Annotated in this window: 16 protein-coding genes and 2 pseudogenes; 14 read left to right on the forward strand and 4 right to left on the reverse strand. The window is 58.5% G+C overall.

All coding sequences use genetic code 11. The annotated features are described in order from the left end of the window. Nucleotides 1-21 precede the first annotated feature (21 nt). From I6I72_RS07860 to I6I72_RS07900, 9 genes and pseudogenes are all read left to right on the forward strand, one after another. Nucleotides 22-1,941, forward strand: coding sequence for a DNA methyltransferase (locus tag I6I72_RS07860; protein ID WP_201806656.1), 1,920 nt, complete (start codon nucleotides 22-24; stop codon nucleotides 1,939-1,941). Next, entirely contained in the window at nucleotides 1,941-4,580 is a 2,640-nt protein-coding gene (locus I6I72_RS07865; RefSeq protein ID WP_201806659.1) for a DEAD/DEAH box helicase family protein, read from the forward strand. The genes I6I72_RS07860 and I6I72_RS07865 overlap by 1 nt, the downstream gene beginning before the upstream one ends. Nucleotides 4,581-4,909: 329 nt before the next feature. Continuing rightward, a pseudogene (locus tag I6I72_RS07870) lies at nucleotides 4,910-5,938 on the forward strand (HsdM family class I SAM-dependent methyltransferase); the annotation flags it as partial. Between the two features lies 1 nt (nucleotide 5,939). Continuing rightward, nucleotides 5,940-7,109 (forward strand): restriction endonuclease subunit S, encoded by a 1,170-nt coding sequence (locus I6I72_RS07875; RefSeq protein WP_080970035.1) that lies wholly within the window; start codon nucleotides 5,940-5,942, stop codon nucleotides 7,107-7,109. After that, entirely contained in the window at nucleotides 7,109-8,050 is a 942-nt protein-coding gene (locus tag I6I72_RS07880; RefSeq protein ID WP_049152044.1) for a restriction endonuclease, read from the forward strand. Before I6I72_RS07875 ends, I6I72_RS07880 begins: the two co-directional genes overlap by 1 nt. A gap of 53 nt (nucleotides 8,051-8,103) precedes the next feature. Next, nucleotides 8,104-8,631: an excisionase family DNA-binding protein gene (locus I6I72_RS07885; protein WP_149721385.1), complete on the forward strand. Its 528-nt coding sequence runs from the start codon at nucleotides 8,104-8,106 to the stop codon at nucleotides 8,629-8,631. After that, complete coding sequence (locus I6I72_RS07890; protein WP_180298575.1) at nucleotides 8,624-9,196, forward strand: PIN domain-containing protein; 573 nt, start codon at nucleotides 8,624-8,626, stop codon at nucleotides 9,194-9,196. The genes I6I72_RS07885 and I6I72_RS07890 overlap by 8 nt, the downstream gene beginning before the upstream one ends. 151 nt (nucleotides 9,197-9,347) lie before the next feature. Further along, nucleotides 9,348-13,064, forward strand: a complete 3,717-nt coding sequence (locus I6I72_RS07895) for a type I restriction endonuclease subunit R (protein WP_236592602.1) — start codon at nucleotides 9,348-9,350, stop codon at nucleotides 13,062-13,064. Nucleotides 13,065-13,270: 206 nt separating this feature from the next. Beyond that, a pseudogene (locus tag I6I72_RS07900) lies at nucleotides 13,271-14,149 on the forward strand (IS1634 family transposase); the annotation flags it as partial. Between the two features lie 273 nt (nucleotides 14,150-14,422). Here I6I72_RS07900 and I6I72_RS07905 read toward each other — a convergent pair. Next, nucleotides 14,423-15,223, reverse strand: coding sequence for a hypothetical protein (locus tag I6I72_RS07905; protein WP_201806662.1), 801 nt, complete (start codon nucleotides 15,221-15,223; stop codon nucleotides 14,423-14,425). Here I6I72_RS07905 and I6I72_RS07910 point away from each other — a divergent pair. The 5 genes from I6I72_RS07910 (at nucleotide 15,222) to I6I72_RS07930 (ending at nucleotide 21,366) form a co-directional block, all read left to right on the forward strand. Further along, nucleotides 15,222-15,602 (forward strand): zinc ribbon domain-containing protein YjdM, encoded by a 381-nt coding sequence (locus I6I72_RS07910; protein WP_034657306.1) that lies wholly within the window; start codon nucleotides 15,222-15,224, stop codon nucleotides 15,600-15,602. The two genes, I6I72_RS07905 and I6I72_RS07910, sit on opposite strands and share 2 nt — an antisense overlap. Before the next feature lie 57 nt (nucleotides 15,603-15,659). Next, nucleotides 15,660-15,887, forward strand: a complete 228-nt coding sequence (locus tag I6I72_RS07915; protein ID WP_034657307.1) for a FitA-like ribbon-helix-helix domain-containing protein — start codon at nucleotides 15,660-15,662, stop codon at nucleotides 15,885-15,887. Beyond that, nucleotides 15,884-16,288, forward strand: coding sequence for a type II toxin-antitoxin system VapC family toxin (locus I6I72_RS07920; RefSeq protein WP_005530848.1), 405 nt, complete (start codon nucleotides 15,884-15,886; stop codon nucleotides 16,286-16,288). The genes I6I72_RS07915 and I6I72_RS07920 overlap by 4 nt, the downstream gene beginning before the upstream one ends. A 149-nt stretch (nucleotides 16,289-16,437) precedes the next feature. Then, on the forward strand, nucleotides 16,438-19,293 hold the full coding sequence (gene leuS / locus I6I72_RS07925) for a leucine--tRNA ligase (protein ID WP_049146678.1): 2,856 nt from the start codon (nucleotides 16,438-16,440) through the stop codon (nucleotides 19,291-19,293). A 225-nt stretch (nucleotides 19,294-19,518) separates the two neighbouring features. After that, nucleotides 19,519-21,366: a DUF2339 domain-containing protein gene (locus tag I6I72_RS07930; protein ID WP_049146681.1), complete on the forward strand. Its 1,848-nt coding sequence runs from the start codon at nucleotides 19,519-19,521 to the stop codon at nucleotides 21,364-21,366. On the opposite strand, the gene I6I72_RS07935 is transcribed toward I6I72_RS07930, so the two are convergent. The 3 genes from I6I72_RS07935 to paaZ form a co-directional block, all read right to left on the reverse strand. Next, nucleotides 21,363-21,968: a hypothetical protein gene (locus tag I6I72_RS07935; RefSeq protein WP_049146683.1), complete on the reverse strand. Its 606-nt coding sequence runs from the start codon at nucleotides 21,966-21,968 to the stop codon at nucleotides 21,363-21,365. The genes I6I72_RS07930 and I6I72_RS07935 overlap by 4 nt on opposite strands. Nucleotides 21,969-21,979: 11 nt before the next feature. Further along, nucleotides 21,980-23,656, reverse strand: a complete 1,677-nt coding sequence (locus I6I72_RS07940; protein ID WP_049146744.1) for an FAD-binding dehydrogenase — start codon at nucleotides 23,654-23,656, stop codon at nucleotides 21,980-21,982. A 75-nt stretch (nucleotides 23,657-23,731) separates the two neighbouring features. Continuing rightward, nucleotides 23,732-25,798, reverse strand: coding sequence for a phenylacetic acid degradation bifunctional protein PaaZ (gene paaZ, locus I6I72_RS07945; protein WP_201806675.1), 2,067 nt, complete (start codon nucleotides 25,796-25,798; stop codon nucleotides 23,732-23,734). Nucleotides 25,799-25,811: the final 13 nt, after the last annotated feature.

Genomic DNA, 25,811 nt, shown 5'->3' on the forward strand with positions numbered 1-25,811 from the left:
CATCAAGAAAGAGGTGGAACAATGAAGTTCCTACAAGAACTCGAAGCTGTGCTCAAGAGCGATGAGCGCTTCGTTTCACAGGACGGCCAACTACTCAAACCACGAGTTCGCGACGCCGTTTCGCTGCTAGATGCCAAGCTAATCCACAGCCTAGTGGCATCCCCTCTTCTTAAAGAGCATTTCTTCGAAAACGTCGATGGCATCACCATTTTCGACCAAGAGAAATTCATGTGGGTGGTCAGCTCTAAGGAGTTCCTACCTGACAGCTACACGGCCTACCGAAACAAAATCGGCCTCTCAGCCAATGACCACGTCCTCATCTCAGCCTCGAGCGAGGTTACTCTGGTGTGGCCCTACAAGGACTGCGTGCTTGAAGGCGGCCAAGACAAAGAGGACGAGCACCGTGACGAGATCTTTTACAACGAGACACTCGCGCCTGACGAAGTGACCAGACTCCTCGCACCGAAAGCTTTCTGTAATGCGACTCGATACACAGCAGAAGGCAAGGAGCGCCTAACAGAGTTCGATGAGAACGAAAACCTCCTTATCAAAGGCAACAACCTGCTCGCCCTGAGCTCGCTACTAGAACGGTATGAAGGCCAGGTCAAATGTATCTACATCGACCCTCCTTATAACACGGGCGGTGACAGCTTCAACTACAACGACAGCTTCAATCACTCATCCTGGTTGACGTTTATGCGCAACCGTCTTGGATTTGCGAGAAAGCTGTTGTGTCAAGATGGTGTTATCTATGTGCATTGCGATGACAATGAGCAGGCATATCTTAAAGTTCTTATGGATCAAGTTTTTGGTCGGGAAAACTTCATTGCTTCTGCACCGCGTAAGACCGGAGCTGGCGCAGCGGCTAACCGAGCCAATTATGTGCTCCGCAGGCCTTACGACTTCATTCTCATCTACGGGAAAGAAAAACTGCAGGTGCAGTTCACGAAGATCAACAAGGGCACTAAGTCATACCCTCACAAGGATGAGTATGGCTCGTACTCGCTAGGATCACTGCAAGCGACAGGGTCCGACGCCTATCGTGAAAATAGGCCCAACCTTTACTATCCGATTTATGCAGATGCAGCCGGGGTGCTGTCCCTAGAGCGTCGGGGCGACTCTGTTCAAACTATATTGCCTGACCAGGTTAATGGACGTGATGGGCGATGGATGTGGAAGAGGGAAAAATTCCTCGAGGACAAAGATCGTTACCTTATCTTCGATGGAGGGAAGATTCGACGAAAGATCTACCTCGACCCCTCCAAGGATCAGACCGTCCTTCAGAACGATAAGGCGTTTTTTGATGAATCAATCTACCGTAACGCCGTAGGAACTACGGACTTAAATGATCTGCTCGGTAGAGGTGTATTCAGTAATCCAAAACCTGAGGCGTTGATCGCAAAATTGTTGGATTTGGCTACAAAGCCGGGGGACTTGGTGCTTGACTTCTTCCTTGGTTCCGGCACTACTGCCGCAGTGGCGCACAAAATGGGACGTCGTTACATCGGAGTTGAGCAGATGGATTACATCTCGTCAGTGACGATCCCGCGGTTGCAGAAAGTCATTGAGGGAGAGCAAGGTGGCGTATCGCAAGCCCAGGAATGGAAGGGCGGTGGCTCGTTTGTCTACTTCGAGCTTGCCGAGCAGGGCGAGCAGCTGATGAGCGAACTGCAAGACGCGACAACCACCGATGAGGTTCAGGCGGTACTCGATCAAGCAACTGAGCGGGGCCTGTTGCGACCATCTGTTCTGCCCGACGAGATAGCAGCTTCCGCGTCCAACTTTGCGGAGCTGTCTTTCGACGACCAGAAAATGACCGTGGCTGAGCTGGTTGACAAGAACCGGCTGTACGTCAACGCTTCGGAAGTCGAGGACGCCGACCTCGGCTTGGAGAAGGCTGATGTCGAGTTCACGAAGTCCTTCTACCAGAAGGGCGAATAATGAGCGTCCCCAATACCCAAGACATGTTCCTGTTCCAGCAACTCGATCTCTTTTATGACTTCGGGGCGCGACACGAGCTACCTACACACATCGAGCAGAATCTCGCCCCTCACATCGAGTTGCGTGAATACCAGGAGCATGCGTTCTCAAATACGCTCGAGTATTTGAGCAATGACAAGCTGTCGAAGAACCGCCAGACCCATCTCCTCTATCACATGGCGACGGGTTCAGGTAAGACCGTGATGATGGCTGGCCTTATCCTGCATTACTACTCGCTCGGCTACCGTAATTTCCTGTTCTTCGTGAACCAAACGAACATCATCGAGAAGACCAAAGCCAACTTCTTGGACTCGGCTTCAGCGAAGTATCTCTTCGCGGAGTCAATCGAGATCGACGGCATGCGGGTTCCCATCAACGAGGTCGGCAACTTTGCTGCGGCCGACCCGAACGCAATCAACCTCTGCTTCTCGACGACCCAAAAGCTGCATCTGGATTTCCTCGACCCGAAGGAAGATGCGCTCACAACCGATGACTTCGAGGATGCACCCGTGGTGATGATTTCGGATGAGTCGCACCACGTGAATACGCGCACCAAGAGGGCAACGAAGGCTGAAGACGAGGAGGACCGCTCGTGGGAGTACACGGTCAGCTCAGCCTTCCTGGGCAACCGGGACAATGTGTTGTTGGAGTTCACTGCGACTGTCGATCTGCGTGACCGTAACATCCTGCAGAAGTACAAAGACAAGATCGTCTTCGACTACCCCCTGGCACGGTTCCGCGAGTCCGGGTTCACCAAGGACTTCCAGAACTTCCAGTCTGTCCTCGACCCATGGGGTAGAACTCTTCAAGCTCTTGTCTTGTCGGAGTATCGTCGCGCGCTGCTTGCCGACGGCGGCGTCTTCTCGAAGCCCGTGGTGCTATTGAAATCGCAAAGGATCGATGACTCTAAAGCGTTCTACAACGAGTTCTTCCAGCGACTCCAACGACTCACCGAGAACGAGATCCTCGAGATGGCCACCGACGGTCTGATGAAAGAGGTGATCAGCTACTTCCAAGCGAAGGACCCGAGCTTGCGCTCCCTGCGATCGAGTATCCAGCAGGGGTTCGGCGAAGAGAACGCCATCATCATGAACGGCTCCACAGACAACTCAACGGAGAAGCAACTGGCAGTGAACTCGCTCGAAGATCACTCCAACCCGTATCGAATCATCTTCACAGTCGACATGCTCAACGAAGGCTGGGACGTTCTCAACCTCTACGACATCGTGCGTCTCTACGAAACACGGCAGGGAGGCAAAGCAGGAAAACCCGGCGCGTACACGATCAAGGAAGCGCAACTGATCGGACGCGGAGCCCGCTACTTCCCGTTTATGCTCGAGAATGAGTCCGTCGAACGCGATCAAGAAGACAAGTTTGTCCGGAAGTACGATCAGGATCTTGATAGCCCGAACCGGCTCCTTGAAACCCTGCTCTACCACTCCAAGCAAGACTCGAAGTACATCACCGAGCTTCGCCTGGCGTTACGTGAAACAGGCTTGCTTCCCGACGAAGTCACCGAAGTTACCTACGAACTCAAACCGGCGTTCAAGCAGACAGACTTCTACCACGAAGCGATGGTGTTCAGTAACCACCGCGAGGAAGTCTCCCGCGAGGAGGTCACCCAGTTGGATAACCGGGTGAAGTCCGCGTTCTATCAGCTCGACGTCCGACACGCACCTTCCCGGCTCGTAAGCCTCTTCGAAACCGACAGCGGGCAAAGGGAGGCATCCAAGAGTACGAAAACTCATACGATCCGCCGAAAGATCAGCGAGATACCGTTGAACGTGACTTTGGGGTCGTTGGCGAGTTACGACGCACTGCGTTTCGAGGTGCTTAAGCATTATTTCCCTCATCTGAACTCGGCCCGCGAGTTCATCACGTCTAGCGACTACCTAGGCAACACTGAGATCACCTTCCAAAGCGATACTGAAGACCTCAATGCGACCGATCTGCGGGCGGGCCTGGACAAGGTGTTCCTAGCTGTCGCCAGCTACCTGGCAGGTATCAAGGTCACCTACCGAGGCACGCACCAGTTCGAAGCCAAACGATTGAACGAGGTGCTACGCAACAAGCGCCTACAGATCGCGAATCCGGTCGAAGGTGGGATCGGCACCAGCCAGATTAGCGATCCTGACACCAGTCGTCGCGTCAATCTCGAGAGCGCTGAATGGTATGTCTACAACGACAACTATGGCACTAGCGAAGAGAAGCTCTTCGTTAAGTACTTCTCGAGCGTTGTCGACGACCTCAAGCAGCGCTACGACGAGGTCTATCTGGTGCGTAACGAAAGGCTCGCGCCGCTGGCCATCTACTCGTTCGAGACCGGCGAGCGATTCGAGCCCGACTTCCTCCTCTTCTTGCGCAAGAAGGGGCAGCCCTACAAACAGCAACAGGTCTACGTGGAGCCGAAGGGCACGCACCTGCTCGAAACTGACAGGTGGAAGGAGGACTTCTTACTCGCCATCGAGCAGAACGCGATCCCGCACACCGTCTATGTCGACAACACCGATTACCGCATTATCGGGCTGCCGTTCTACAACCAGGATAACCGTATGACCGAATTCCGGGACGCACTCAAGGCCGCGACGGGTATCTGTTAGATGGGACTGTTGTAAACAGGGCACTCTGATCGTTAGCACTTCTTCGCGCTGTTCCTTTCTTCCGAGCTCATCCGAGAAGGGAACAGCGCGACGTCTACGCTGGTTGTTTCTGTTGTGGCGATCAGCCCCTCAGCAATTGCTGCGCGCGAATGCCTGACTGGTTCACTCCGGTTCAGAGGCGAACCTGAACCTTGCGAGGGAGCCCTCTCGCCAGTATGGCAACCCAGTTCTCGATCTGCTTATCCGGCGTAAAAATGCTGGTCATAGCCGGTAATTACGCTATCTGATGGAACCGCTCCGCACTGGGGTCTTGTATCCATCGTGACTGGTTGTGCGACCCAGCCTGCGGCACCGCAGGCTTCCTGGTGGCCGCCAATGATTGGATTGCCCTTCATCACCGCGAGGACCTATTTAACAAGGAAACGCGCACCACGTTTACCGATGAGGGCCTGACGGGCTTCGACTTTGACAAGACCATGGTGCGCATCGCGGCGATGAACATGTTCATGCATGGTTTTGAAGATCCCAACATCTCCCACCACGACTCCCTGCAGAAGCTACCCACGACGTTTGAGGACTTCGACCTCGTCCTGGCTAACCCGCCTTTTGCTGGTAGCCTGGATAAGGACGCCATCGATCCCAAACTCAAGTCGGTGACGACGGCCAAGAAGACGGAGATCCTCTTTGTCCACCGCTTCCTGCAACTACTCAAGCCGGGTGGTCGCGCCGCGGTGATTGTCCCTGAAGGCGTCCTCTTCGGCTCCACCAAGGCGCACAAAGCCCTTCGCAAAACCTTGGTTGAGGATCAGCGTCTAGATGCTGTCATCAAGCTTCCCTCCGGCGTGTTCAAGCCCTACTCGGGGGTGTCCACCGCTGTCCTGTGCTTTACCCGCACGGATTCCGGCGGTACCGATGAGGTGTGGTTCTATGACGTCACCGCGGATGGTTACTCCCTGGATGACAAGCGCACTCCGCTTCTCGAGCGCCCCTTGCTCGGCCCCTCCCCTACCTCCCACATCCAGGACCTTAGCGATCCCGCGCTTGCCGAAGACCCCACTCCCGTCACTCTCACCGACGAGCAGCTGAAGCTCAACAACCTTCCGGACGTGGTTGCCCGCTGGCACTCCCGCACCACCGACGAGCGTGAGCGCGCCCGCACGGACTACTCCTTCACCGTGCCCAAAGAGGTAATCGCCCAAGCCGACTACGACCTCTCCATGAACCGCTACAAGGAGATCGTCCTCGAAGCACAAGAAACCCGCGACCCTATGGACATCATTGCCGAGATCGAAGAACTCGACCGCGACATCACCCAAGGCCTTGCCAACCTCAAGGTCATGCTCAGCGAGGGGAAATAACATGGCAAGCACTGCAAGGCATGACTGGCCGATGGTGCGGTTGGGGGATGTCGTGGAAATCTTGAATGGGTTCGCCTTTTCCTCCAAAGACTTTGGTGCCGAAGGAGAAATGCCAATCATCCGGATTCGGGACGTGGTTTCAGGTTCAACAAGCACCTACTATTCGGGAGTATGGGACAAGAAATACCTCATCCAACCAGGGGAGATTCTGGTTGGCATGGATGGCGACTTTAATTATGCGAGATGGAAATCTGCGCCAGCGCTTCTTAACCAACGGGTTTGTAGAGTATCGGCAGATGAACAGCGCATTACAGATAGTTACTTGTTTCATGCGCTGCAATTTCCATTGCGCGATATTTGGGAAAAGACGGCCTTCGTAACGGTGAAACACCTTTCTGCCAAGAAACTTGCAGAGGCGCTAATCCCTCTCCCTCCCCTCAACGAGCAGCGCCGCATCGCGGCGATTTTGGACGAGGCCGGCCGGCTAGTCTCAATGCAGATTAAGAAAGTTGAAGGCCTTGAAGCTCTAAAGCGAGTTGTCGTTGAAGAGTTTCTAAAGGAAAGGGGGGATCAAGAAGTTGAGCTCGGTAGCATCTCCGAGATTCAATCTGGAATTACAAAGGGTAGAAAGGTTTCGAAAGAGAGTGCAACCTCGATAGTGCCGTACCTTTCGGTTTCCAATGTTAAGGATGGATTCCTTCAGCTACATCCGATTAAGGAAATCAACGCGACAAATGACGAGATATCGCGATACCAGTTGCAATCGGGCGACATTGTTCTGACAGAAGGTGGGGATCCCGACAAGCTCGGTAGAGGAACGGTGTGGAATAACGAGATCCCGATTTGCATCCATCAAAACCACATTTTTCGAGTCCGCATTCTGAAAGACTCGACTGTAATGACGCCTGAAGTGCTGGCTGCGATACTTGGTAGTTCGAGGCCTAAGAAACATTTCTTGAGGTCAGCGAAACAAACAACTGGTATTGCTTCGATAAATAAGTCACAACTTTCTCGAACACCGATCCCAAGTCTGACGCGAGATGAAGTAAGAGCCTTATCGCTTCAAATTGAGTTATTGAAGTCAGAACAAGAAAGAGTCGAAATTCAGCGGTCCTCTCTTGAGGAGCTCCGACAGTCCTTATCCACCCGCGCATTCCAAGGAGAACTCTAATGGCTATCGAAAGATGGGAAGCCTACATGATCTCGGTGCTGGAAGCCCTTAATGCGAATGGAGCTGAGCTTCGACGTCGGGAGCTCATCGAGATAACTGCGTCTTATGCGGGCATTACTGACGAAGAGCGGCTTGAGACCATAGTTTCCGGGCAGTCGCGCTTTGAAAACCGTGTTGGATGGGCGTTGACGTTCCTTAAGAAGGCGAATGCCATTACCTCGCCTGCGCGGGCACGCTTTCAAATTACAGACTTTGGTCGTGATCTGTTGGCACGTTATCCGGAAGGGATGACGGAGAAACAGCTGTTGGGAGAGATTGCGGGCACGGAAGCGGCACTAACGTGGCGGGGCCGGAATCGGGGAAGTAAGGCTGGGGACGAGGTGGGTGTCGATAAGCCAAGCGCCCTTCCAGAATCCGAGAGCGAGCTGGATCCGGTAGAGCAGGTGGAAACCGGTGTGTCTCGCAACAATGAGTTTGTGGCTGGTGAGCTGCTCACTAGGCTGCATGAGAACGAGCCGGCGTTCTTTGAACAAGCAGTGCTGGACCTGCTCATGGCCATGGGATACGGAGGAACCCAGGGAAAAGCCACGCGTACGCAGCTATCCAATGACGGTGGCATCGACGGGATTATTGACCAGGATGCACTGGGGCTGTCCCGTATTTACGTGCAGGCCAAGCGGTATGGACTGGACAAGAGCATTGGCCGTCCGGATATTCAGGCGTTCGTGGGGGCACTGCAGGGCGCGCAGGCAGACCGTGGGGTGTTCCTGACCACGGCGAAATTCTCCGATAGAGCTCAGGAGTACGCGGATGCGGTGGCGTCACGCGTCGTCTTAATCGACGGGGACAGGCTGGCGGAACTGATGATCCGCTACGGCGTGGGCGTGCAGGTCAAGCGGACTGTAGCGCTGGTTGAGGTGGATGAGGATTACTTCGAGTAGGTAGGAGCCGCGTTTGCTCTTTCGAATATTTCGAATTGCTCTATGATGGTCTCATGACTGACGTACGGAATCAACCCCACACAACTCTCCCGCCGCAAGACCTAGAAGCAATGCTCGATGTGAGCAGGTTCCTGGACCAGCTGGAGGGACCTGCTGCGCTTGTGGGGCCCGACGGACAGACGGTGAATCTGCCCGAAGAAGCATTTAGCGTGCTGGCAGACGTTGTCCGGGCGATGAGACAAGGAAAGGCCATTACTCTTGCGCCTGTAGACCAGTTGCTCACAACACAAGAAGCAGCCGACTTCCTGGGTATTAGTAGGCCGACACTGGTGAAGAAGCTCGAGGACGGGTCGATAGCGTTCGAACGTCCATCAGGGGGCAGGCATAGGCGAGTTCGACTCGTTGACTTACTGCAGTACCGGGATGAGCAGCGGACTGAACGTCGTAAAGCGCTGCGAGAGCTAGCGTCTGAGGCCCAAGCTGCCGGGGCCTATGACGTAAATTCTGCAGACGCAGCTGACCTTGCGAAGATCCTCAAGGATGCCCGCAAGAAAGTGGCAAAGAAGGAGCGGCGTGGCTAAATTCTCAGCGCTTTTGGATGCGTGCACGCTGGTGCCGGTATCCCTTGCAGATACCTTCCTGTCGTTAGCGGAAGCTGGGCTTTATCGCCCACTATGGAGCGACCGCATTCTGGAGGAAACGCAGCTTGCGGTGAAAAGGATTCATCCGGAGCTTTCGCCGGAGTCCGTCGAGCGGCGAATAGCAGTGATGCGAGGCTTCTTTGATGACGCCAATATCACCGACTGGGAAGTACTCGAAAGCGTAGTTTCCCTGCCAGATCCTGATGACGCGCATGTCCTCGCGGCTGCCATTCAGGGTCGGGCGGATGTCATTGTCACGTTCAACATCAAAGACTTTCCGCGGGATGAGCTCCAGCGATTTGGCATTGATGTGCAGACACCGGATGAATTCTTGCTCAACCAATTGGACCTCGATCCAGATGAGGTCCTAGATTGCCTCGTACGACAAGCTCATGCCTTGCGTAATCCACCCGTACAACTAAAGGAACTTCTAGGCAGTCTCGAGCGATTGAATCTCCCAGGGTTCACGTCTGAGGCTCGAAGGCATTTGTGGCGAGTGCGATAAGTGAAGCCCGATGATGGCTTTCCCGGTGTGGTGAAAGTGTTATTTTGGCATTGATGAGGCGGGATTAACCTTTAAGCTAGACGTGATGTCGGCCCGTGTTGTCAGCACCCTGTGATGTTAAAGATTTACCTAATAAAGTCGGAACACCAAAATGAATGCTCCTACTCCACCCCATGATTCCCGCGGTGCCGCTTCAGGCGGACCTACCCGCAGCAGCAATTTCGGTTTTGTGCGTTACGTCTGGCCCACGGCGTATGAGGAGTGTCTGAAGGTAGAGCGGTTCGTGGATGCGGATCCGGTGATTTCCTGCTTCTATGCGCGCAAGGTGCTGGAGCGGGTGGTGAACCACATCTGGGCATTCCGGAGCTTGGGCGATACTCGGTATCTCAGCTTGGCGGAGATGACCAGGGACCGTGGTTTCCTTCAGTGCGTGAAGAACGAGACCATGCTGCGCAAGATGACCATCTTGCGTAAGAGTGGAAATGACGCCGCGCACGCCGATGACATGGAAGGCAAGCAAGCGCCGGCCACCCCGCAGAAGGCGCGGGCAGTGGTAGCGCATTTGTATGACCTTATGACGTGGGCGGTGCGTTATCACTCGGCCAACCCTCAGGCCGCGCCGGGTCCGCAGGCGGCTTTTGATACTAACCTGCTGGGCCAGAGCGCAGCTGATGCCTCTGGCATCCACGTTGCTGGGCGCTCCCAAGCGCAGACCGCTGCCTACCTCAAGAAGCTGGCGCAGCAGGATGAGGAGCTCAAGAAAAACCGGCTGCTGCTTGATGAGGCGCAGGAAGCCGCACGAGAAGCGGAGGAGAAGCGACTTCGCGAGGCGGCCCAGTTTGAGCTTAAGCGGCGGAGCGCAGAGCTTCGGGCGAAGGCGGATCTGGCTGATGCGCAGGAAGAAGCCGAAGCAGAGCGCGAAGCAGCGCGGCAGGTGGAAGAGAAGCTTGCTGCCAAGATTGAGGCCCTCGAGGAACAGTTGGCTGAGCAACAAGCAGCCGCTGCAGAGCGCGCCGGGGTGGCAGCACCGTCGGCTGCGCCTTTGGCAATCAGCGAGGCCGAGACGCGCCGACAGCTCATTGACCCGATGCTCGAAGTAGCAGGGTTTAGTGATGATTCAGTCACTCGAGAGCTCGAGCTGCGCGGCATGCCCAATCCCTCCGGCCTTGGTTACGCAGATTATGTTTTGTGGGATGATGACCGCACACCGCTGGCCGTCATCGAAGCGAAGAAGTCCATGGAGTCCATGAGCGTGGGCTCCCAACAGGTGAAGCTGTACGCGGACTGCATCGAGCGCGAATACGGAACGCGGCCGGTCATGTTGTGCACCAACGGCTATCACATTGATCTGATCGATGATGCCGCTAACCTTCCTGGATCCGGTGTGGGCTATCCCGCCCGTGAGGTCGAGGGCTTCCCCACCGCGCAGCAATTGCGTCGCATGATTGGGCGGCGCACCACGCGCGCTCTGTTGAGCGAGACGCCGGTTGATACGGAGATTGCGGGTGGTGGCGCCCGCACGTACCAGCTTGAGGCCATCCGTGCGGTGACGGAGACGTTGGAGGCGCGGAGGCGTCGCCAAGCATTGCTGGTCATGGCAACAGGAACTGGTAAGACGCGTGTGGCCGTTGCCACTGCCAAGCTGTTGCGCCAGGCCGGTTGGGTGGGCAAGGTGCTGTTCCTGGCGGACCGCACTGCCTTGGTCAATCAGGCACACAAAGCCTTTGTGAGCATGTACGCGGAGTCCACGCCCGTGAATCTCATCAAAAACCCTGAGCAGGTGGGTGACGTGTATGTGACCACCTACAACACCATGATGAACCTGATTGGGGATGACGGCGACACGCCGGCGAAGTTCGGGCCGTTCGACTTCGACCTCATCATCGTGGACGAGGCTCACCGCTCCGTATACAACCGCTTCAAGCGCATCTTGGAGTACTTCGATGCCTACGTGGTGGGGCTGACGGCGACGCCAAAGAGCGAGATTGACCATGACACGTATGCACTCTTTGAGATGGAGGATAAGACCCCGTCCTTCGAGTACAGCCTCGATGAAGCCGTGGCAGACGGAAATCTTGTTCCCTTCAAGACGGCTCGGCAGGACTCGCTCTTCCTGCGGCGGGGCATGTCCTATGACGAGCTTTCCCCGGAGGAACAGCTGGCGTGGGACACGTCCGATTGGGGTACTGACGAGGACGGCGGGCGCTTGGATCCGCCCGGTCAGGTTTCTTCGGCGGAGATTAACCGCTACCTGTTCAACAAGGACACCATACGCAAGGTCCTGAAAACCGTGGTGGAGAACGGGATTCGCGTGGGCGGAGATCAATTGGGAAAGACCATCATCTTCGCCCGAACCCAACGTCACGCGGAACTCATCAAGCAGGTCTTTGACGCGACGTTCCCGGAGTATTCGCGCACGGGTGCCTCCGTGATCACCACTCACACGAAGTATGCGCAGTCAGCGCTGGACGAATTCGCAGACCCAGACGGGGACGTCAACATCGCGATTTCCGTGGACATGCTCGACACCGGCGTCGACGTGCCCGAGGTGGTCAACCTTGTCTTCTTCAAACCCGTCTACTCCCCCACCAAGTTCTGGCAGATGGTGGGCCGAGGGACGCGACTGCGCCCGGATCTCTTCGGCCCGGGGATGGACAAGACGCACTTCCTCATCTTCGACTTCTGCGGCAACGTGGACGAGTTCTTTAAGGGTGAAGCCCGTGAATCGGCTACTGGCCGCCCACGGTCGCTGTCGGAAAAGCTCTTTGATGCCCGCGTGGGGTTGCTTGCTCAGTTGGATAAGCACGCTAAGGCCCCAGAGATGCGCGCCGAGCTTGCTGATTCCCTTCACGGCTCGGCGGCGTCTATACCGCTAGGCCACATCATGGTCCGCCCCAGCGACAAGGAAACCTTGTTGCGATACCGCGAACGCTCTGCGTGGGATGAGCTAAGTGAAGAGAAGGCTGAGCAGCTGAGCCGCCATCTCGGGCACCTGCCGCTGAACACAATGAAGGAGGCCGAGACAGCAAAGCGCTTTGACCTGGTGATCCTGAAGCTCCAAGTGGGCTTGCTCGACCACGGCCCCGAGTTTGCGGCACTGCGCCAACGAGTGGAGAGGATGGCCAATGACCTCATGGCCGTAAGCTCCACCATCCCCATGGTGGCCGAGCGGCGGTCCTTCCTCGAGCGCGCGCTGGATCCGGAGTGGTGGACCAACGTTACGGTGGAGGACCTCGAGACCATCCGCATCGGCATGCGTTCGCTCATTCAGTTCGTCCCCAAGGGAAAGCGCAATGCCGTGACCCTCGACATCCAGGATGAGATGGGTGAGCTCACGATCGATGATGAGATGCCGTCTCAGTTGCCCGGCACCGGTTCCTACCCCTCCCAGCTGGAACAACAGCTGCGTGAAGTGCTGCAGGAACACGCCAACGACTTGGCGATGATCAAGTTGCGCAGTGCACGCACGCTAAACGCAGAGGATGTTGCTGCGTTGGAGGCGGTGGTGGCACAGGCCGGCAGGGGAAGCGCGGGCTCCACAGAAAGCATTGATAAGCTGCGGGAACGCATGGGCGGAGATAGCATTCCTGCCTTCATCCGCCGCTTGGTGGGACTTGATGAGGCGGCAGTCCGGGAACAGTTTGCAGACCTTCTCAGTAATACGTCTTTCAATGCTGCCCAAATACGCTTTATCAAGATGCTGGTAGATGTGCTGGTTCACAACGGTGGCGTGGCCTACGAGGAGATCTTCCAGCCGCCTTTTGATGAAGAGGGCTCTGTCGTCGACATCTTTCACAACAAGACAGACGTTATCGTGGATTTACGCAAGCGCCTTGAACGGATTGAAGCGACGGCACAGGCTACCTAGGTACTACTGTGCTTCGGAACCGAATGCGGTCTAGCTGGGTCTAAATGGGGAGATGTCCGTTCGGTGACTACACTGTCTAACCTGACTTGGCTCATTTTGGTGTGTTGTAGTTCATATTGACGTTTCTGCCTGTGGGGTTGGGTATCAGAGTGCGGGTTTTGTCTGACTAAGCGGGTAGCGGTGGGGGTGCCGGTAGGCTGTTGAATATGTCACCGAGTATCCGCCGGGTCCCGACGGCGTCGGGTGCGACCGCTGTTCAAATCATCTGGCGGTACCGCAACCGCAAACCTGAAATCGAACACGTCGGCTCCGCCCATACCGACCACGATCTCGCAGCGCTGATGGTCAAGGCTCAGCGGCTTGTCGATGGCGAGCAAATTTCACTTGACCTCAAAGTGTTGCCTTCTGCGGTTGCTGTGTCTGGAACAGGCACGGTTGATAATCCCGTCACGGTATCCGGTGAACGCGCAGGTCTTCTCCTGGACGCGATTCGCGGGGCCTTCCAACTCCTTGGCCTGGATACGGCAAGCGGCAAGGACGAGGTGTTTTTCAACCTGGTCCAAGCCCGTATTATCTCGCCGGGTTCCAAGTTTGATTCCATTGAAACTCTGGCAGAAGTCGGCGTGGCCTCGGCTTCATACGCGACTATAAAGCGCTACCTTCCGCGGTATGCCGACAAAGACTTCCGCGACCAGATAACCCACGCGCTAGCCACACACGCGGCCATTGGTCCTGGTGTGATGGTTCTCTACGATGTGACAACCTTGTATTTTGAAACTGACGTGCCCGAGGAGCTACGCAAACCCGGGTTTAGTAAAGAACGCCGACTCGAACCCCAGATCACTGTCGGGATGCTCACCGACTCCACCGGCTTGCCCTTGGCGATCGGCGCGTTTGAAGGCAATCGTGCTGAAACGCACACCATGTTGCCAATGATCCTGCGTTTTAAAGACGCCTACCACCTTGACGACATCACGATTGTTGCTGATGCTGGCATGTTTTCAGCCGCCAACAAGACCGCGATTATCGATGCCGGGTTGGACTACATTCTGGGCACGAAAGAACGCGAAATCCCAGAACCAATTAAACCTTTAGTGAATGTGCTGGAATAGGAGCCATACTGGTGACGATAGTTTTTGGCCTGGACACGCCTAGTTGATATTCGGAAGATTGTTCAAACGTTGAGGTGAGTGCCGACACTAGAATTGGCTGTCCGTCCTGTCTTCTGACTGCGTCCTTTCAGCGGTGAAAACGGCGAAAGCCCTCGTCATCCCCTAGAAAGTGACGGTGTTTCCGTCTGTGGGGAGACGAGGGCTGGTGCTTGCCCGCGGCCGAGTGGCGGGGCGTCGGCTAGCACATTAGGCGAACTGTTTGATGAGGTCTTGCAGAGCCTTGAAGTCGAACTTGACCAGACCGAGGGCCTGAGCCGCAGCGGTGATGATGCCGAAGATGAGGGCCATCACGCCGGCGCCAGCCAGACCGGCGCCTGCAGAAGAGGAGCCGTTGGAGGAACCATCGTTAGATGGCTTGTTGTCGGTGTCGTCTTCAGCGGTGTTGAACCACCACTCGTCCAGGGCCAGCTTGGCCACGGTGGTGTTGTCGATGTACTCGCCGCAGACTGGGTCGGTGCCAGAAACCTTAGCCTGGATATCTTCGGAGCCAGCGCCCTTGAAGAAGAACGGTACTACCTGGTTGGTGTGGTTGGTGGAGTACCACTCGTGGGTCGGAGCGGTGCCCTTGGTGCCGGTCTGTGGCTTCCAAGCGTCAGTCTCATCCGCGCCGGAGAGGTAGCCGGTCTCGTGGTCAGCGGTCACGATGAGCAGGGTTTCCTCCCAGGAGGAGTTCTGGTCAACCCAGGCGATGGCGGCGTCGACAGCCGCGTTGAAGTCCTCGAATGCCTGGACAGACTCGCCCTCGAGCTCCTTGGCGGTGTCGGCACCGAACGCGCCTTCAACTAGGTACTTGGACTGGCCGGTCTCGTAGAGACTGTTGGAGGCGATGTGGCCGTAGCTCATGCCGTCACCGATCATGTAGATGATGTTCTTCGGGCCAGAAGTAGCAGCGTGTGTCGGGACGACAAGGTCGGTGGTCAGGGCGGTAGTGGCTACTGCGGCCACGCTAACGCGCAGAGCGCGAGCACAGATTAGAATCCCTCTCATGACTGAAAATGCAGCTGCCACGTTGCCGCCATGCCCTGAATGTTCCTCCGAATACACCTACGAGATGCCGCCGCTCATCGTCTGCCCGGAGTGCGCGCACGAGTTCGAAGCCACCGCCGCTGGTGCGGACACCGACTCCGCTGAGCCCCAGGTAATCGTTGATTCTGTGGGCAACACGCTTGCCGACGGCGACACAGTCACCGTCACCAAGACCCTCAAGGTCAAGAGCGCGCAGCAGCCGCTGAAGTCCGGCACTAAGGTCCGCGGCATCCGTCTGAACTTTGATGCTGGAACGGGTCAGGAAGACCACAACATCGACTGCAAGATTGATGGCTTCGGTGCCATGACGTTGAAGCCGGCGGTGGTCAAGAAGGTCTAGAGGGGTTTGCCCGAAAGTGATATCGTTACTGATATCAACGGGAAGGTGGGCAGTGCGATGGCCTCATTGGTAGTAAGAAACCTTGACGACGCGATAAAAGAAGCGCTCGTGGCTCGTGCGCAGGAGAATGGCCGCTCAATGGAAGCGGAGGTGCGCGCAATTCTTATTGACGTTGTGCAACCGAAGAACATTGGGATTGCTCTTTATGAAGCAAGCAGAGATGCCGCGGTTGAATTGGAAACTCCACCACGTGATGACGAAGCGCGGGCGGTGCTTTTTAAATGATCGTACTGGACACAAATGTCGTATCTGAGGTGCTTAAACCGCGTCCGGATGACAAAGTGTTGAGTTGGATGAAAAGCATCGAGGTCCGCACATCTGTCACTGCCATGACTGTTTCGGAGCTTTATGCTGGCGTGGCTATCTTGCCAGAGGGAAAGAAGAAGGCCACGTTGCGCAAGGTCTTAGATCGCGTCCTGAGTATGTACCCAATTCTTTCCTTTGATTTTCTGGCTGCGCAGGAATACGCCGAAGTCGTTTCTAGGCGGAGACAGTCCGGGCAGCCAATTTCTACTGTCGATGCGCAGATAGCAGCGGTATGCCGAGCCAATAATGCTGTATGCGCCACCCGTAATGTCAAGGATTTTGAGAATACTGGAGTTCGACTCATTAACCCATGGGATTAGTCAAGGTGGCGCAGGCGATGTCAAAGCCAGATGATGAGGAAGCCCGCACCGCTATGTGTTTCGCCCGCACCGCGGAGCGGCCGAATAAATTGAAGTTTTATCCGCCCTGACGTGCTCCGGAGCTTGTTAGGGCGCTAGACTGTGGAGCCATGACTAACCCGAGTGATTCCACCGCGCACCGCTATACCCCGGAGCTTGCGGCCCAGATCGAGTCGACCTGGCAGCAGTACTGGAAAGACAATGGCACGTTTAACGCACCGAACCCCGTCGGCGACCTAGCCACGGAGGGCGCGGGCGCCCTTCCGAAGGAAAAGCTCAACATCCAGGACATGTTCCCGTACCCATCTGGTGCGGGCCTGCACGTGGGCCACCCGCTGGGCTATATCGCTACCGATACCTATGCTCGCTACAACCGCATGCTGGGCAAGAACGTCCTGCACACCCTGGGTTATGACGCCTTTGGCTTGCCGGCCGAGCAGTACGCCATCCAGACCGGAACCCACCCGCGCACCACCACGATGGCCAACATCGAGAACATGCGCCGCCAGCTGGGCCTGCTGGGCTTGGGTCACGATCCGCGCCGCTCCGTGGCGTCGACGGACCCAGAGTTTTATAAGTGGACTCAGTGGATCTTCCTGCAGATTTACAACTCCTGGTTCGACGAGGAGCAGCAGAAGGCGCGCCCAATCGCTGAGCTGGTAAAGGAGCTCGAGGTAGGCAAGCGCAAGACCAAGGATGGCCGTTACTACTCCGATCTGACTGCAGCCGAACAGGCCGCAGCCCTGGACGAGTTCCGCCTGGTCTACCTGTCCAACTCCACCGTCAACTGGTGCCCTGGCCTGGGTACCGTGCTGGCAAACGAGGAGGTCACGGCAGAGGGTAAGTCCGAACGCGGCAACTTCCCGGTCTTCCGCAAGAACCTGTCCCAGTGGATGATGCGCATTACCGCTTACTCTGATCGCCTGCTGGACGATCTGGAGCTTCTGGATTGGCCGGAGAAGGTCAAGTCCATGCAGCGCAATTGGATTGGTCGCTCCCGCGGCGCCGAGGTGGACTTCACCGCTGAGGGCCACAAGATCACCGTCTTCACCACTCGCCCTGACACCCTGTTCGGCGCTGAGTACGTGGTGCTGGCTCCAGAGCACGAGCTTGTCGACGCCCTGCTCTCCCCCGTCCCGTATGACGACGACGTCGACAGCCGCTGGACCTTTGGTCACGATGATCCGAAGGAGGCCGTGGAGGCCTACCGTGAGTCCATCGCCGCAAAGTCTGACCTGGAGCGCCAGGAGAACAAGGAAAAGACCGGCGTCTTCTTGGGCACCTATGCTGTTAACCCGGTCAACGGCAAGCAGGTTCCGATCTTTATTGCTGACTATGTTCTGACCGGCTACGGTACCGGCGCCATCATGGCGGTGCCGGCGCACGATACGCGTGACTACGAGTTCGCCACCGAATTTGGCCTGCCAATTACGGAGGTTGTCTCTGGTGGTGACATCAGCAAGGAGGCGTTTACTGAGTCCGGCAAGGCCGTTAACTCCGCTAATGATTCCATCGACCTGAACGGCAAGTCCAAGGAAGAGGCAATCGCGGCCATCATCCCGTGGCTGGAGGAGCAGGGCATCGGCTGCGAAAAGATCCAGTACAAGCTGCGCGACTGGCTGTTTGCGCGCCAGCGTTACTGGGGCGAGCCCTTCCCCATCGTCTATGACGCTGAAGGCCAGGCTCACCCGCTGCCAGAGTCCATGCTGCCGGTCGAACTGCCGGAGGTAGAAGACTACAAGCCGGTCTCCTTCGACCCAGACGATTCCGATTCCTCCCCGCAGCCGCCGCTGGCCAAGGCCCGCGAATGGGTTGAGGTGGAACTCGACCTCGGCCAGGGCACCCAGACGTATTATCGAGATACCAACGTCATGCCGCAGTGGGCAGGTTCTTCCTGGTACCAGCTGCGCTACATCGACCCGCAGAATTCGGAAGAATTCTGCAGCTTGGAGAACGAGCGTTACTGGACCGGCCCTCGTCCTGAGGAGCACGGCGCTGGCGATCCAGGCGGCGTGGACCTCTACGTCGGCGGCGTCGAGCACGCGGTGTTGCACCTGCTCTACGCCCGTTTCTGGCACAAGGTCCTCTTCGACCTCGGCCACGTTTCCTCCAAGGAGCCGTACCGCCGCCTGTTCAACCAGGGCTACATCCAGGCCTATGCCTACACCGATTCCCGTGGCGTTTACGTCCCGGCTGCCGAGGTGGAGGAAAAGGACGGCAAGTTCTACTACAACGGTGAAGAGGTCAACCAGGAGTACGGCAAGATGGGCAAGTCCCTGAAGAATGCCGTGGCTCCGGATGACATCTGCCGCGACTACGGTGCCGATACCCTGCGCGTTTATGAGATGTCCATGGGTCCGCTGGATACCTCCCGCCCGTGGGCAACCAAGGACGTCGTCGGTTCCCAGCGCTTCCTGCAGCGTCTGTGGCGTCTGGCTGTAGACGAGACGACCGGAGAGCTTGCTACTAGCGACGCCGAGCTCACCGAGGATGATCTCAAGGCCCTGCACCGCGCCATCGCCGGTGTGCGTGATGATTACGAGAACCTGCGTCTGAACACCGTGGTGGCTAAGCTCATCGAGTACGTCAACTACCTGACGCGCACCTACGGCAACTCCGCCGAAGGCGCTCCGCGTGCTGCGGTCGAGCCGATTGCGCAGTTGGTCTCCCCGATTGCTCCACACATCGCGGAGGAGCTGTGGAAGCGCTTCGGCCACACCGAGACCATCACCTACTCCTCCTTCCCCACCTTCGAGGAGAAGTACCTGGTAGATGACGAGATTGAGATTCCAGTCCAGGTCAATGGCAAGGTCAAGGCGCGCGTCAACGTGCCTGCCGACGCCGACGAAGAGGCCGTGGTTTCCGCCGCACTTGCCGACGCCCGCATCGTCGAGCTGACCGAGGGCAAGAACGTAGTCAAGAAGATCTACGTCCCTGGCCGCATGGTCAACCTGGTGGTTAAGTAAGCGCTAAATCATCACAAACCGAGGGCCTGCGCCACGTCTAGGAGCAGGCCCTCTCCCCTATCTGTGCTGCTTGCCGAGGCCACGAGCTGCACGCTCGCGCCATTGGCTGATGGTCCACTGCTGTGCAGCAAGCGCTGGTGGGTCCTGCGGAGTAGATGGTTTCGAAGCCATAACGAAATACTACGTGCGGTGGTGGACACGTGCGTTTCACGGTAAGCCTAATACATGAATGAAAATAGGGAGCTTTTCCTCGACGCAATGCGTCGGCTTGAGATTGCAGAGCGCGCGCTTGGCGATGCCCGCGCCCGCCTCCTCGAATATGGTCGGCAAATGGAAGGGGCTGCGCAGCCGAGCCAGCCTCCGGCCCCTGAGTTAGCGCCGCAGCACGAAGCGCCTGCACCGCAGGCTCAGCCTGGCGCTCCGGCTTATCCGCACCCAGCGCCGCAGGACCCAGCGTCGCAGTCCCCGGCGTCGCAGCACCCGGCTCAGCCGCAGCACCCAGCTCAGCCGCCGAAGCCGCGCGACCGCGAGAAGACGCTCATTGGTGCGGTGGCCGTGGGTGGCGCGCTTATCACGCTGGCGGGCGTGGCCTTCCTTGTGGGACTTGCCATTCAGGCGGGCCTCCTGGGGCCGGTGGGCCGCGTCGTTCTGGCTTACATCGTGGCGGGTGCGCTGCTCGGGGCCGGATGGTGGTTCCGTGACAAGGCGGCACCGGCCGGTGTGACCGCCTTGGTGGCCACTTCCCTATTTGCGGCGCTGGCCACGACGTTCCTGGTGGTCACGTGGCTGGGCTGGTGGCCGGCCTGGCTGGGAGCGGTGCTCATGGCGCTCATCTATGGCGGATTTGTGAGTTATGCCCATCGTTTCCGTCAGGGCTCATTCACGCAAGAGTGGATGGCCACAGGCGCAGGTATCGCCGCACTCTCCTACCCCAGCGCAGTGGCACCCGCGCACGTCGGCGGTGCCATGCTCGTTGTCCTGATCCCGCTGGTTACCGCCGTCTACAGCGTCTTGTGCCGCAGTGAACGCATGGCCGAGGTGCTGCGCGCTATCGCCGGCGTCGGGCTTGCCGTGGTCATGGTGGAAGTCGCCGCCCGTAGCACCCCCTTCAGTCTGCCCTCGTTGTGGATCGCCATCGCGTGCAGCCTGCTCGCCATCGCGGCTGTGGCCATAGTGGTCTATTTCCCCACCGTCAAGGCGGAATTTGGCTTCGCGTTCTTGGGGCTGCTCGCCCCGGGCTTCCTGCTGGTCACTGCCCTCCTTCGCGCGGACACCATCCTCGCCGAGTGGATGGCCGTTGCTGCCCTGGCTGTCATCGTGGGTATCGCCTGGCTTGGCAACTCCGTCATCAAGGATTGCGCACTTGGTGCTATCCCCGTGGTCTATGCCCTGGTCATGCTGGACACCATGGCGGGCTGGACCGGCACAGCCCCCACAGGGACCATGGCTGTAGTCCTGACGTTTGTCCTAAGCGGGCTCTTCTTCGCAGCATTCGTGCTGCTCCTCCATGCGATGAGCAATGCTTTCGTCCTGGCCGCCTGGTTCCTGGGATCGCTCATAGTGCTCTCCCCGCTTCTCGGCGGTGTGCTCTTTGATCCGCCTACCCTCGCTGGCATGGAGCCACTTGCCGAGGGCATCGTCCTCACCGTGGCCCTCCTCGCGGGCTACCTGTTGCGCCAGCGTGTCCCCCACTACGAGCACCGCGGAGTTGCAGCCGCACTGCTGCTCTTTGTACTCCTGCTCAGTCTTCTTGCCGCGGTAGGCACAATCGCCTCGGCAGCCGCCATCGTGGCGGGAGACGCGGGCCTCAAGACTGCCTACCTGGCTTCGCACGCCCTGGTTTCAGTGGCGTGGATGGTCCTTGCTGCCCGCCTGCTTCTTGCCGCGGAGCAGCGCTTTACCGCCGTCGGCGTGCTGCTTGCCATTGTGGCGGTGGCCAAGCTGACCTTCTTCGATCTCGCGGCCACAAGCGGAATCTTCCGCGCGCTCGCCTTCCTGCTCAGCGGCATTATCTTGCTGACCATCGCGGTGCGTCGCCGCGGCGTCGACAAGCCGCGCCGCGAACAGGTCTAGGCCTCGTCCCAGAAAGGAGTAGCGCAGACGGCCACGGCGTCGATTGCCGCGTGCGCGGGCGGATTCTCCTCGAAGACCACCGCAAACCCGGCCACGTGGCCCACCCAGAATTCATTTTCGGTGAGCTCATGCACGTGCTTCGCGACGTCCTTTACCTCACCCGTCACCCGCACCCGCGGCGTGAGCATGCTGGGCTTGTAATTGCTGTAGAAGCGTTCCGTGTCGGGGGCCTCGAAGTCCGCGGTAACGTGGTGACCTGCGGATTCAACGTGCGTGGCCAGGAGCGCGGGGTACAGCGTGCCCTGCAAAGCCTCGCCACCGGCAGGGTTGCCGGCAGGGAGGGAAAAGGGGGCGTCGACAAGCGCGGCGAAGCGCTTACCTGCAGTTTCTACCACCCCGATGAAAGGCGTGGCCCTGTAGATGGTGCCCTGCTGGGCCGAGCCGCGGAAGGTGACCACGTAGGTCTGCTCATCCTCGTAAGCCATGCCCGTGATGCAGATGCCTGAAGGATCGCGGTGATAGAGGACCTCGTCAAACGCGGGGTCCTCATGGGAGCGCGCGACCTCGTGGAGCTCGTCGACGGTTTCCAAAAAGATGTCCATGATGGGCCATCTTAGCTGCGCGCGAGAGCCTCGCCTACGCGCTTGCCAGAATGGATGCAGCCGCCCAGGAACGTGCCCTCGAGCGCGTTCTTGCCATGCATGCCACCGCCGCCGAAGCCGGACGCCTCGCCGCAGGCATACAGGCCGGTCAGGACGGATCCGTCGGGATTGAGGCAGGCGCCGTCGAGGTTGGTTTCGATGCCGCCCAGCGTCTTGCGGGTGAGCACCTTGAGGCGCACCGCGATGAGTGGGCCCTTGTCGAGCAAGCGATGCGGGGCCGCGCAGCGAATCAACTTGTCGCCCAAGAAACCGCGAGCGATGCGGATGTAGTTGACCTGAGCGTCCTTGGAGAACGGGTTGTCGAGCTGCGCGTCGCGATCCTCAATGATCTTGCGTAGTTGGTCCACATAAATCTTGGGTGAACCCTCTGGACTGATGGAATTCATGCCTTTGACCAGGTCTTCTAGGTTATCTTCAACAACCCAGTCGATGCCGTTGTCCATGAAAGCTTTGACGGCCACATGGGTGCCTGAGCCGAGCTTGCCGGCCAGCTTCTTGAACTCCTTGTCTGTGAGATCGGGGTTCTGCTCGGAGCCGGAGAAGATGAACTCTTTGTCCACGATTTCCTGGTTGAGCACGAACCAGGAGTAGCCATGCCCGGTGTTGGTGATGTGCGACAGTGCGGCGAGGTTATCCGAACCTGGGAAGAGGTTGGTGGGCAGGCGATTGCCTTCCGCGTCGAGCCACAGGCTGGATGGGCCTGGGATGATGCGGATGCCGTGCTCTGGCCAGATGGAATCCCAGTTGCTCATGCCCTCGGGGTAGGCCCACATGCGGTCCTGGTTGACGAGGTTGGCGCCGGCCTTGCTGGCGATGTCGATTCCGCGGCCGTCGACATGCGCGGGAACGCCCCTGACCAGCTCCTCTGGGCATTTACCCCAGCGCTCAGTGGGCCACATGGTGCGCACTTTCTCAAGGTTTCCGCCGATGCCGCCGGTGGCAATCACCACGGCCTGGCCACGGAGCTCAAATTGCTTGACGACTTCCCTTCCGCTCGCCTCACCACGCACCTGGTCGGTGGGCGCCAGGACCGAACCCTTCACGCCGACGACGCGCCGTGCGCTCCCGTGCCCCTCGGTGATGAGCTCGTCGACGCGGTGGCGGAAGTGGAATTCCACTTTGCCTTCCTTCTCGGCCTTCTCAAGAGGTTCGCGGAAGACACGGACTACCTCAGGGCCGGTGCCCCAGGTGAGATGGAAGCGGGGGACTGAATTGCCGTGCCCGGAGGCGTCGCCCGAACCGCGCTCTGCCCAGCCAATGGTGGGCAGCACGTTAAGTCCCAGTTTCTTGAGGTAAGAGCGCTTTTCATTTGCGGCGAAGCGAACGTACTCACGGCCCCACTTACGCGGCCAGTAGTCGTGGGAGTCTTCGGTGGTGACTTCGTCGTAGTCGGCGGAGTTGGCCCAGTCGCGCCAGGCCAGCTCCTCGGAGTCTTTCACGCGCATGAGCTTTTGCTCAGGGGAGCCGACGTAAAACAGGCCGCCAAGTGACCAAAAGGCTTGTCCGCCCAGGTTATTGCGGTTTTCCTGCTCGAGGAAGATGACGTGCTTGCCGCCTTTGAAGGCCTCGTAACCTGCGACCATTCCTGCCAGCCCAGTGCCGACGATAATGACTGAGTTCTCTTTCATGCACAAAAGCATACGGCAGAAATGTGACCTGTGACGCAGTTTCCTTAATCGCGGCGGCAATAACGCCTATTCGTATTACTGCTGCGCGTAGATGGTGTCGACCTTCTCCACCAGGGTCAGGACGTCGTAGGACGCAACCAGCTCGTCGTGCTGGTTGTAGAGGGCGGCATCCCAGCAGACCTCGCCATAATCGTCGGTCACGCGCGGGGTGATGCGCTTGGCGGTGAGCTCGATGCGGATGGAATCGTCGTAGGTAACCGGGGTGATAAAGCGCAGGTTCTCCAAGCCGTAGTTCGCCAGAACGGGACCTGGCGCCGGCTCTACGAAGAGGCCTGCGGCCCAGGAGACCAGGAGGTAACCGTGTGCGACGCGGCGTGGGAAGAAGGGGTTCGCGGTGGCGGCCTCTTCGTCGGTGTGGGCGTAGAAGGTATCACCGGTTGACTGTGCAAACGCGGTGATGTCCTCGAGGGAGACCTTGCGCAGGTCCGACGCGAATTGGTCGCCGATCTTGAGGGTGGCTAGGTCCTTGCGGAACGGGTGGACACCCGCGCTGGAGACGACGTCGGCGCGGGTCACGCGCTGCACGCGCGCACCGCGGTGCCACTGGCCGGTGATGGCGGTGAGGTGATCAGGCGTGCCCTGGATGGCGGTGCGCTGCATGTAGTGCAGGATGCCGCGCACACCACCCAGTTCTTCGCCGCCGCCGGCGCGGCCCGGGCCACCGTGGACGAGGTGCGGGAGGGGAGAGCCGTGGCCGGTAGACGTCTTCGCATCATCGCGGTCGAGGAAGTGCAGGCGGCCGTGGTGGGCAGCAATGCCGAGTGCGTACTCGCGTGCCAGCTGCGGGTCATGCGTAATAACGGAGGCAACCAGCGAACCAGAGCCCAGGGCGGCGAGCTCAACGGCCTCGGCGGGGGAGTCGTAGCCCAGGAAGGAGACGACGGGGCCGAAGGCTTCGGTGTCGTGGACCGCTGGGGTGCGGTTATTGGCAAAGCGCAGGATAGTGGGGTTGAAGAACGCGCCCTCGGCCTCCTCGCCGCCGTAGACTACCTCGCCGCCGCCGGCCTTGAGCTTCTCGACGGCCTTCGCGACGTCCTGCTTCTGATCTGCGGAGACCAGCGGGCCCATGGTGGCGGAGGCGTCGCGCGGATCGCCCACGACGACCTTGTCGCGCAGGCGTGCGCTGAGGGCTTCAATGGTGGCGTCGACAAGCGCATGCGGGACGATGGCGCGGCGGATGGCAGTACACTTCTGACCCGCCTTCGAGGTCATCTCGCCGAAGACTGCCTTGACGAAGGCCTCGAACTCCGGGGAGTCCGCGGTGACATCGGTACCCAGAATGGCAGCGTTGAGGGAGTCAGCCTCCGCGCTGAACTGGATACCGCCCTCGATGACGTTGCGGTGTGCGCGCAGAGTATTCGCAGTATCGGCAGAGCCAGTAAAGGCCACGTGGTCGCGGTAGTCCAGGTGATCCAACAGGTCACGGGCGGAGCCGGAGATGAGGTGCAGGCTGCCTTCCGGCAGGATCCCGGAATCAATCATGAGGCGCACGCAGGCTGCGGAGATGTAGCCGGTCGGCGTGGCGGGCTTAACAATCGAGGGCACGCCCGCGATGAAGGCTGGGGCGAACTTCTCCAGCATGCCCCAGACGGGGAAGTTGAAGGCGTTGATCTGCACCGCAACGCCAGGGATGGAGGTGTAGATGTGGCGGCCAATGAAGGAGCCGTCCTTGGAGAAGACCTCTGCCTCGCCGTCCGGCATGACGGTGGAGTTAGGCATCTCGCGGCGGCCCTTCGAGGAGAAGGTGAACATGGTGGAAATACCGCCGTCGATATCGACGAAATTATCGCTCTTGTTGGCGCCGGCCTGGTTGGCCAGTTCGTAGAGTTCCTCGCGGTGATCTTGGAGGTAGATCGCGAGTTCTTTGAGCTTGAGGGCGCGCTCGTGGAAGGTGAGCTTTTGTAGTCCCTCGCGCCCGATGCTACGGGCGTAGTCGATGGCGCCGGCGATGTCGAGGCCTTCGGCGCTTACTAGGGCGACAACGTCCCCAGTTGAGGCATCGTGCACGTCAGCAACGCGCGAGGGATTGTCCGGGGTGAGCCACTGGCCGGAGAGGTAGCTGGGGACGAGGGCTTCAGTCATAGCGAAAAGATTG

The sequence above is a fragment of the Corynebacterium striatum genome (assembly GCF_016728105.1).
In the GTDB taxonomy this organism is placed as follows: Bacteria; Actinomycetota; Actinomycetes; order Mycobacteriales; family Mycobacteriaceae; genus Corynebacterium; species Corynebacterium striatum.

What these genes read in the sequence shown, in the direction of transcription:
- I6I72_RS07895 (WP_236592602.1), top strand. Translation starts at nt 9,348, where the DNA reads ATGAATGCTCCTACTCCACCCCATGATTCCCGCGGTGCCGCTTCAGGC.
- I6I72_RS07910 (WP_034657306.1), top strand. Translation starts at nt 15,222, where the DNA reads ATGACTGAAAATGCAGCTGCCACGTTGCCGCCATGCCCTGAATGTTCC.
- I6I72_RS07915 (WP_034657307.1), top strand. Translation starts at nt 15,660, where the DNA reads ATGGCCTCATTGGTAGTAAGAAACCTTGACGACGCGATAAAAGAAGCG.
- I6I72_RS07940 (WP_049146744.1), bottom strand. Translation starts at nt 23,656, where the DNA reads ATGAAAGAGAACTCAGTCATTATCGTCGGCACTGGGCTGGCAGGAATG.
- I6I72_RS07885 (WP_149721385.1), top strand. Translation starts at nt 8,104, where the DNA reads ATGACTGACGTACGGAATCAACCCCACACAACTCTCCCGCCGCAAGAC.
- I6I72_RS07920 (WP_005530848.1), top strand. Translation starts at nt 15,884, where the DNA reads ATGATCGTACTGGACACAAATGTCGTATCTGAGGTGCTTAAACCGCGT.
- I6I72_RS07935 (WP_049146683.1), bottom strand. Translation starts at nt 21,968, where the DNA reads ATGGACATCTTTTTGGAAACCGTCGACGAGCTCCACGAGGTCGCGCGC.
- I6I72_RS07905 (WP_201806662.1), bottom strand. Translation starts at nt 15,223, where the DNA reads ATGAGAGGGATTCTAATCTGTGCTCGCGCTCTGCGCGTTAGCGTGGCC.
- I6I72_RS07930 (WP_049146681.1), top strand. Translation starts at nt 19,519, where the DNA reads ATGAATGAAAATAGGGAGCTTTTCCTCGACGCAATGCGTCGGCTTGAG.
- I6I72_RS07880 (WP_049152044.1), top strand. Translation starts at nt 7,109, where the DNA reads ATGGCTATCGAAAGATGGGAAGCCTACATGATCTCGGTGCTGGAAGCC.
- leuS (WP_049146678.1), top strand. Translation starts at nt 16,438, where the DNA reads ATGACTAACCCGAGTGATTCCACCGCGCACCGCTATACCCCGGAGCTT.
- I6I72_RS07860 (WP_201806656.1), top strand. Translation starts at nt 22, where the DNA reads ATGAAGTTCCTACAAGAACTCGAAGCTGTGCTCAAGAGCGATGAGCGC.
- I6I72_RS07875 (WP_080970035.1), top strand. Translation starts at nt 5,940, where the DNA reads ATGGCAAGCACTGCAAGGCATGACTGGCCGATGGTGCGGTTGGGGGAT.
- paaZ (WP_201806675.1), bottom strand. Translation starts at nt 25,798, where the DNA reads ATGACTGAAGCCCTCGTCCCCAGCTACCTCTCCGGCCAGTGGCTCACC.
- I6I72_RS07865 (WP_201806659.1), top strand. Translation starts at nt 1,941, where the DNA reads ATGAGCGTCCCCAATACCCAAGACATGTTCCTGTTCCAGCAACTCGAT.